This window comes from Rhizobium sp. SVR5-2C, assembly GCF_056755115.1.
In genome coordinates, this window is record NZ_JBNDHT010000027.1 from 52,546 (window position 1) to 60,537 (window position 7,992).

The following is a 7,992-nucleotide window of genomic DNA, read 5'->3' on the forward strand; positions in this document are numbered from 1 at the left end:
ATGAGCTTCATCGACGACGACCGGCCACAAAAGAAAGTGGCTCACGAAATCGGAACCGATCTTTCCATGCTTTCCGTGGATGAATTGAAGGCGCGTGTGGAATTGCTGAAGGCGGAGATTGGCCGCATCGAGGATGAGGCGGCGAGAAAGGCTTCAGATCGCGCGGCCGCCGAAAAGCTCTTTCGTTCCTAGAGCTGGCACGAGGCTGCAGGACAGGCGAAAAACTGTTGCGCAAGTCCTAATAGGAAACAGTCTTAACGTAATATTAAGCTTTATGAGATATTACTGTTCTCATCCAGATCTCGTCTGGATCTCAGACAGTTTTCCACGCGGTGAATTGGTCTGATTTTTCTCCCTGTTTTACCTTGAGAGCCGCTTTTGCGGCTCTTCTTTTTGTGCCGGCGCTCGTTCACCACGAAACTGTGGAAGTTAACCCTTTCTTAAGAAACGCCTTGCGCATTTAGGCTAAAGATACCATCTTCAAGACACAAAGACCGGTCTTTGAAACTTTCGTTTCAGACTGACGTTACCTGAACATATGTAGATGCGTGCAACAGGAACCATTTGAATGTCGGAAATTGGTTTGAATACGATCAGTTTTGCGGGCCGCGCCGCCGCATCCTCACAGTTTAAGACGTTGTATGCGGAAGGCATGTCGCTCGTCGAGGAAACGGCTGCCTACCTCGACGGTACGGGACGCGCTGCATCCAAGGTTCTGCCACGCATGGCTTCCGTTCTCTACGCCGCCGAGTCGATGCGCCTGACGACCCGCCTCATGCAGATGGCGTCGTGGCTGCTCCTGCAGCGGGCCGTCAACAACGGCGAGATGTCCCGGGATCAGGTGCTTGCCGAAAAGAGCAAAGTTCGCCTCGACGGCTTCAACGTGGACCGCAACGCTCCCGGCTGGAATGACCTGCCGGAAGCTTTCCGTGATCTTGTCGAACGCTCATTGCGCCTCCAGAACCGCGTCGCCCTTCTCGACCGGGAAATCTATCGCCCGTCGGAAGCGCCGATCGTTCCCGACAATCAAAACAGCGTCCAGGCGCAGCTGCATTTGTTGCAAACCGCTTTTGGCAACAACTGAGTTGTAAGCGAGAACATTGAAAAGCCGGCCGTGGCGACGCGGCCGGCTTTTGCATTTTCGTCTTCCCGCTACTCTCCAGGACAACGGCAAACAAAAAGCCCGGCAAAAGCCGGGCTCTTTTTCAAATTCCGTACCGCGGAAGCGATTAGAGGCCGAGGCCGCCGAAGCGCTTGTTGAACTTGGAAACGCGGCCGCCGCGGTCCATGAGCTGCTGGTTGCCACCGGTCCAGGCCGGGTGGGACTTGGAATCGATTTCGAGGTTCATGACAGCGCCTTCCGAACCCCAGGTCGAGCGGGTTTCGTATTCGGTGCCATCGGTCATCACTACCTTGATGACGTGGTATTCGGGATGAATATCTGCCTTCATAACAATCTTCCTGCGATGCCAGGGTCCAATTTGACGCATGTCATTGCGGCAAGAGAACCGATTGAATAAATGAAGCCGCAGTCGCGAAGGCTACGGCTTCCCATTCGGATGCGCTGCCTATACATGAAGGCCATCCGGATAACAAGGGCCAACAAGCCGCCGACCCGCGGTATTGGGCGATTGGAGATGAATTGACAGACGCAGTCCAGGCCGCGGAAAAGAAGTCGCGTTCCCTCAAGCCCCTAGGAAGGCTCGCGCCTTATATGATGCGCTACCGCGGCATGGTCGCAGGCGCCCTGGTTGCACTCGTTGTTGCCGCCGTTACGTCGCTCGCCCTTCCACTTGCCGTACGCCGCATGATCGACCACGGCTTCACACAGGCTGACGGCAACTTCATCAACAGTTACTTCGCAATGTTGACGGTGATGGCTGTGGTGCTCGCGGCTGCAAGCGCCCTTCGCTATTACTTCGTCATCACGCTCGGCGAACGTATCGTCTCGAATCTCCGCCGTGATGTCTTCGCGCACGTGACCCGCCTGTCGCCATCCTTTTTCGACATCAACCAGTCGGGTGAGATCGTTTCGCGCCTGACCGCCGATACGACACAGATCAAATCGGCCGTCGGTGCGACCGCCTCGGTGGCGCTACGTAACCTCATCCTCTGTCTTGGCGCGATGGGCATGATGATCGTAACCTCGCCGAAGCTTGCCAGCCTGGCGCTCGGCGCAATCCCGTTGATCGTCTTTCCGCTCGTCGCCTTCGGGCGTTCGGTGCGCAAGCGCTCTCGCACCGCTCAGGATACGCTCGCCAAGGCTTCCGCCTTCGCCAACGAAGCGATCGCCGCGACCCGCACCGTGCAGGCCTTCAATGGCGAGGATGCTGCCGCAAGCCGCTATGGTGCTGCCGTCGAGGCGGCCTATAGCGCCGCACGCTCGGCAACCCGCTCCCGGGCGCTCCTGACGGGCATTGCGATCACGCTGGTCTTCGGCAGTGTCGTTGCCGTTCTTTGGGTCGGCGCCCATAATGTTCTGACCGGAACGCTTTCGGCGGGCACGCTCGGCCAGTTTCTGCTCTATTCGGTCATCGCCGCAGGCTCTCTCGGTGCCCTGTCTGAAGTTTGGGGAGAACTCTCGCAGGCGGCAGGCGCCGCCGAGCGGCTGAATGAACTGCTGGACGAAGTCTCGCCGATCAGAGCACCGGAAGAGCCCGAGACGCTGCCCGCTCCGGCCCTGGGGCGCGTCGAATTCTCGAACGTCCATTTCGCCTATCCGTCGCGTCCCGGCAAATCGGCGTTGCGGGGGCTGAGCTTCAGCGTCACGCCGGGCGAAACTGTCGCCATCGTCGGCTCGTCGGGCGCCGGCAAGAGCACCGTCTTCTCGCTGCTGCTGCGTTTCTATGATCCACAACAGGGGAGCGTCGCGATCGATGGTCTGGATGCACGCGAAGTAACACCGGCCGATCTGCGCGCGCGCATGGCAATCGTTCCGCAGGACGTCACCATCTTCGCTGCCTCGATCCACGACAACATCGCCTTCGGCCGTCCCGGCGCGACGCGCGAGGAGGTGCGTGCTGCCGCCGTCGCGGCTCAGGCGGACGAGTTCATCGCGAAGTTGGACAAGGGCTATGACACCGAGGTCGGCGAGCGCGGCATTACCCTTTCCGGCGGCCAGCGCCAGCGCATCGCAATCGCCCGGGCGATCCTGAAGAATGCGCCTATCCTGCTGCTCGACGAAGCCACATCCGCTCTCGACGCGGAGAGCGAAACACTGGTGCAGAAAGCGCTCGACGGCCTAATGATGGGTCGCACGACGCTCGTCATCGCCCATCGCCTCGCGACCGTCTTGAAGGCAGATCGCATCCTGGTCATGGACGAGGGCCGCGTCGTCGAAGAGGGCGCTCATCAGAGCCTGATCCGTCATGGCGGGATCTACGCCAAACTGGCGAAGCTGCAGTTCGAGACGGGTGCGAACGAGCCTCTGGCGATAGCCAAGTAGCTTCTCAGGATTCCGGAAACGCGTAGACATCCACCGGCTCGCCCAGTCCGCGCAGCGGGAAGGAGCCGAGGCTTTCCAAACCGGCTTCGCAGCCTGCCATTTCGACGAAGGCTTTCGACAGCAGCACGGGACGCTTGATCTCCTTCGTCAAGCTTTCCAGCCGCGACGCGATGTTGACCGCCGGGCCGATCACCGTGAAATCGAGGCGCTTGTGCGAGCCGATATTGCCGTACATCACGTCTCCGACATGTACGCCGATGCCGTAGCGGAGCTGCACAAGCCCCCGCTCCTTGTTGAACTGATTGAGCTCGACCATCGCGGCCTGAGCTTCCTTGATTGCACTGAGAAGGTTGTGGCAGGCTTCCGGCGTGGTCAGCGGAAAAATGGCGAGCAGCCCGTCGCCCATGAATTTCAGGATCTCGCCGCCATGCCTTTCGATCGGCTCCGACATGGCATCGAAATAGGCGTTCAGCAATTCGAGCACATCGTCGCGCGGCCAAAGATCGGAGATCTTCGTGAAATCCCGCATGTCGCAGATGAGGATCGCCGCGCCAACCGTTGCGCCGCTGCCGCGGGTCGTGGCGCCCGCCAGAATCTGCTCGCTGGCGTGTGGCCCGACATAGGTTTCCAGTAGCGTGCGAGCAAGAATGTTTTTGACCCGGACTTCAGTGACGAGTGTAAGCGCCGGCATGAGGTCTCTGAGGAAGGTCAGGTGCTCATCGTCAAAGCCGCCCGGCCTGTCACTTGAGAAGGTGACGACGTGCCGCTTGCCGAGCGTATGATCCATCGGCCAGGCAACGTAATCCGTCAGTCCCTCCCCTCGCAGCTCGTCGTAAAGCGGATAGGAAGTGTTCTCGTCTTCCAGCTTCTGCCGGACTTCTGCCGCTCCGCTGAAGATATCGTTCATCGGGCTGTTCAGGAATTGCGACGTCAATTCGACGCCGTAGCCGAAAGTCGTGATCTCGGCTTTCTGCATCCCAAGGCGCCAGAGGACGCGTGCACCGCGCCATTGCGGATGGAGCGTCCGGAAATGCATCGTTGCGCGGGCGACAGGAACGCCTGCGGCCTGGAGCCGTATGCACATCTCCACCAGGATATTGTCGATGTATCGCTCGCCGCGGGTATCGTTGATCAGCCAGTCGAGGATTTTTCGCCGGCGCACCGGCCAACGGCCATCCTCCGCCTCCACGGGCGCTGGTAATGGATTGGATACGGCCTGCATTTGAAACTCCACAATCTCGTCCCGCCAAGCGGACACATCAACATCCCTGTATAGATGGTTAGCGAAGGACCGATTGGAATATCAACAGCCGGATCGTTTCGCTCAACACTAAAGTCGCATGTCGGCCCGGCCGCTTTCGGTTGCCTTTGTCCGTCCATGCCCTACCCTCCTCCTGCCGATTTGAACAGCTGCTGAATTCCGGGAGGAGAATTGAATGGCAATTTTTAACATCACCCGTCGCGCTGGGATGGCGCTCGGCCTTGGACTGCTTGCGGCTCTGGGGACCGGGACCGCAAAGGCCGACGGCTTTCCGGATCGCGCGGTTACACTGGTCGTTCCTTTTGCTGCCGGCGGCTCCACGGATGTCGTCGCTCGCATTATCGCCGAAAAGATGTCCGGAGACCTGGGCCAGCAGGTGGTCGTCCAGAACGTCGCCGGTGCCGGCGGCAACCTTGGTGCAGACAACGTCGCGCGCGCCGAACCGGACGGCTATACCATTCTGATGGGGACGGTTGCGACGCACGCGCTCAACCCGCTCATCCTCAAATCCACGCCTTACAATCCGGAAAAGGATTTCGCGCCCGTTTCGTTGCTCGTCATCGTGCCTAACGTGCTCGTCGTTAATCCGGAACTGCCTGTCAAAAACGTGCAGGAACTGATTGCGCTGCTGAAGGCCGAGCCCGACAAGTGGAGCTATGCTTCCTCGGGCAACGGCACGCCGCTGCATCTGTCCGGCGAACTGTTCAATTCGATGGCTGGCGTCACGATGCAGCATATCCCCTACAAGGGCGCTGGACCTGCCTTGACCGATCTTTTGGGAAACCAAGTGTCGATCATGTTCGATAATTTGCCCTCTTCCTCCGGTCACATCAAATCCGGGAAGTTGCGGGCCTTGGCGGTCACGACCGCGAAACGCGCTCCATCCTTCCCCGATATTCCGACTATCGCCGAGTCTGGCGTTCCCGGCTACGAGACCTATACATGGAACGCGCTCTTCGCGCCGGCGAATACGCCTGCCGATGTTGTCGCGAAGCTCAATGCATCCGCCAACAAGGCCCTCAAGGATCCGGCGGTTGCCGAGCGTATGAACGAATTCAGCGCCACCATCGTCGGCTCGACGCCGGAGGAACTTGGCGCTCATGTGAAAGCCGAACTGGCCAAGTGGGGTCCGATCGTCAAGGGCGCAAATATCCAAATGGAATAAGTTCAACTTTTGCACTAGATTATCTCCCGTTAGCAGGCAACTTCCTGATATTGGGAGATAATCGATGTATAAGTTTGAAGTGTACAAAGACAAGGCCGGCGAATTCCGTTTCCGCTTCAAGGCGTCGAACGGCGAATCCATGTTCAGCTCTGAAGGCTACAAAGCCAAGGCCTCCGCCCTGAGCGCGATCGAATCCATCAAGAAGAACGCGCCGGGCGCGACGGTGGACGATCAGACCACGGCGACGGCTTGATTAGTTTGGCGGCGCCGGCAAGGCGCCGCCTTACTGGCCTCTGTCATGCCCCTGGAAGCGCGACGAGCCAGCGGATCGTTCGGCGCTAATTTATCTGCTGCCCAACTGGCTAAAAGTTCCCGTAGGCCGATCACTTCTCGGTCAGCTTGAGCTCGATGCGACGGTTGGTGGCGCGGGCTTCCGGTGTATCGCCGGGTGCAATTGGCTGGAATTCGCCGAAGCCGGCCGCGACGAGCCGATCGGCCGGTACCCCTTGCGAAATGAGATATTTGACAACGGAAATCGCGCGCGCCGAGGAGAGCTCCCAGTTGTCGCGATAGCGGCCAGATCCGGACAGCGCCACGTTGTCGGTATGACCGTCCACGCGGAGCACCCAATTGATTTCAGGCGGGATTTCCTTCGCCAGGTCGAGCAGCGCGGTCGCAAGCTTACCCATTTCGGCGATGCCTTCCGGATTGAGATCGGAACTGCCGGAGGGGAACAGGACTTCAGACTGGAAAACGAAACGGTCGCCGACGATGCGGATGTTTTCACGATCGGAGAGGATTTCGCGCAAGCGGCCGAAGAAATCGGAGCGATAGCGATTGAGTTCCTGGACGCGCTGGGCCAATGCGACGTTGAGGCGCCGGCCGAGATCGGCGATCTTCGCCTGCGAGCTCTGGTCTTTCTGTTCCGAGGCCTGCAGCGCCGCCTCGACGGCTGCGATCTGGCTCCTGAGTGCCGAAATCTGCTGGTTGAGAAGCTCGACTTGGCTCATGGCCCGGTCACTCATCTGTTTCTGCTCGTCCAACTCCTTGGTCAGGCCGCCGATGCGCTGCTGCGCCGCGTCCTGCCCGCCGGAGCCGGCGTCGAGCAGCGCCTGCAGCCGCGAGCGTTCGCCTTCTGCGCTCGCAAGCGACGCCTGCAGATTGGCGACGGAATCCTCGAGATCCTGGTTGCTGCCTTTCTCGAGGGCCAGCAGTTGCGTCAGCTCGTTGATTTGACTGTTGAGGCGGTTCAGCACCTCGTCGCGGCCGGAAATCTCCCGGCTGAGAATGAACTGGCCAACAACGAACACCGTCAGCAAAAACATGATGGCAATCAGAAGCGTCGACAGAGCGTCGACGAAACCTGGCCAGTAGTTCATTTCCCCTTGGCGGCGGCGGTTTCGGGCGAGCGCCATGGTTTACTTGCCCTCGCTCTTCTCGGTATGGGCTCGATGGCTCCGTTCGGAAGAGCTATACCTTTCCTGTCCGCCGATGCGTTCGGCGAGCCGGTCGAGCGTGCGGCGCATGGCTTTCGCCTCGTCCTGCTGCGCTTCGATCCAGTCGCGTAGCATCTGCTGCTCGTTGCGCATGTTCTTGACGAGGCCCTGGATGCCTTCGGCAAGACTTGCCATCGCCGCGACCGAGCGCTGGCTGCCGGCGCCCCCTTCATCGGCAACCTTCTTCAGATAGTCCGACAACGCGCGAACATCCTCGGAAGACGTAGCCCCGTCGATCGGCTGAACAGCCAGGTCGGAGCCGACGTCAGTCACCGACGAAAGCCAGTTTTCGAGCTCCATGTAGAAGCGGTTCTGTGCCCGGCCCGCCTGAAGGTCGAGGAAGCCGAGAATGAGTGATCCGGAAAGGCCGAGCAACGATGACGAGAAGGCTTGTCCCATGCCGGAAAGCGGCATGGAAAGGCCCTCCTTGAGCGTGGTCAGCACGTCGCCGGAACCGTTCGATCCTGCATCCAGCGACTGAATGACGCCGCTGATCGAGCCGATCGTACCGATGAGGCCCCAGAAAGTGCCGAGCAGGCCGAGGAAGACCAGAAGGCCAATGAGATAACGCGACGTATCGCGGGATTCATCGAGGCGCGTGGCAATCGAGTCCAGGATGGAGCGT

8 protein-coding genes and 1 pseudogene are annotated in these 7,992 nt (G+C 59.7%); 5 read left to right on the plus strand and 4 right to left on the minus strand.

Features of this window, described 5'->3' with window-relative positions:
* Positions 1-192 (plus strand): DUF1192 domain-containing protein, encoded by a 192-nt coding sequence (locus tag ACPYOI_RS10500; protein ID WP_481419984.1) that lies wholly within the window; start codon positions 1-3, stop codon positions 190-192.
* A gap of 376 nt (positions 193-568) precedes the next feature.
* A complete protein-coding gene (gene rcdA / locus ACPYOI_RS10505; protein ID WP_168831538.1) occupies positions 569-1,084 on the plus strand; it encodes a protease adaptor protein RcdA in 516 nt (171 codons plus the stop codon).
* A 145-nt stretch (positions 1,085-1,229) separates the two neighbouring features.
* Here the strand turns inward: rcdA and rpmE are convergent, their stop codons facing one another.
* Positions 1,230-1,451: a 50S ribosomal protein L31 gene (gene rpmE, locus ACPYOI_RS10510; RefSeq protein ID WP_168831537.1), complete on the minus strand. Its 222-nt coding sequence runs from the start codon at positions 1,449-1,451 to the stop codon at positions 1,230-1,232.
* Between the two features lie 191 nt (positions 1,452-1,642).
* Between rpmE and ACPYOI_RS10515 the strand changes: the two genes are divergently transcribed.
* A complete protein-coding gene (locus tag ACPYOI_RS10515) occupies positions 1,643-3,445 on the plus strand; it encodes an ABC transporter transmembrane domain-containing protein (RefSeq protein ID WP_481422858.1) in 1,803 nt (600 codons plus the stop codon).
* Positions 3,446-3,449: 4 nt separating this feature from the next.
* Here ACPYOI_RS10515 and ACPYOI_RS10520 read toward each other — a convergent pair whose 3' ends face one another.
* A complete protein-coding gene (locus ACPYOI_RS10520) occupies positions 3,450-4,667 on the minus strand; it encodes an adenylate/guanylate cyclase domain-containing protein (RefSeq protein ID WP_481416090.1) in 1,218 nt (405 codons plus the stop codon).
* A 214-nt stretch (positions 4,668-4,881) separates the two neighbouring features.
* Between ACPYOI_RS10520 and ACPYOI_RS10525 the strand changes: the two genes are divergently transcribed.
* Both ACPYOI_RS10525 and ACPYOI_RS10530 read left to right on the plus strand, forming a co-directional pair.
* Positions 4,882-5,871: a Bug family tripartite tricarboxylate transporter substrate binding protein gene (locus ACPYOI_RS10525; protein ID WP_481416089.1), complete on the plus strand. Its 990-nt coding sequence runs from the start codon at positions 4,882-4,884 to the stop codon at positions 5,869-5,871.
* 64 nt (positions 5,872-5,935) lie between these two features.
* A complete protein-coding gene (locus tag ACPYOI_RS10530) occupies positions 5,936-6,124 on the plus strand; it encodes a YegP family protein (RefSeq protein WP_168831533.1) in 189 nt (62 codons plus the stop codon).
* A gap of 130 nt (positions 6,125-6,254) precedes the next feature.
* Here the strand turns inward: ACPYOI_RS10530 and ACPYOI_RS10535 are convergent, their stop codons facing one another.
* Positions 6,255-7,286, minus strand: coding sequence for a peptidoglycan -binding protein (locus tag ACPYOI_RS10535; protein WP_481416088.1), 1,032 nt, complete (start codon positions 7,284-7,286; stop codon positions 6,255-6,257).
* Positions 7,287-7,289: 3 nt separating this feature from the next.
* Positions 7,290-7,992: pseudogene (locus ACPYOI_RS10540) on the minus strand (flagellar motor protein MotA); the annotation flags it as partial.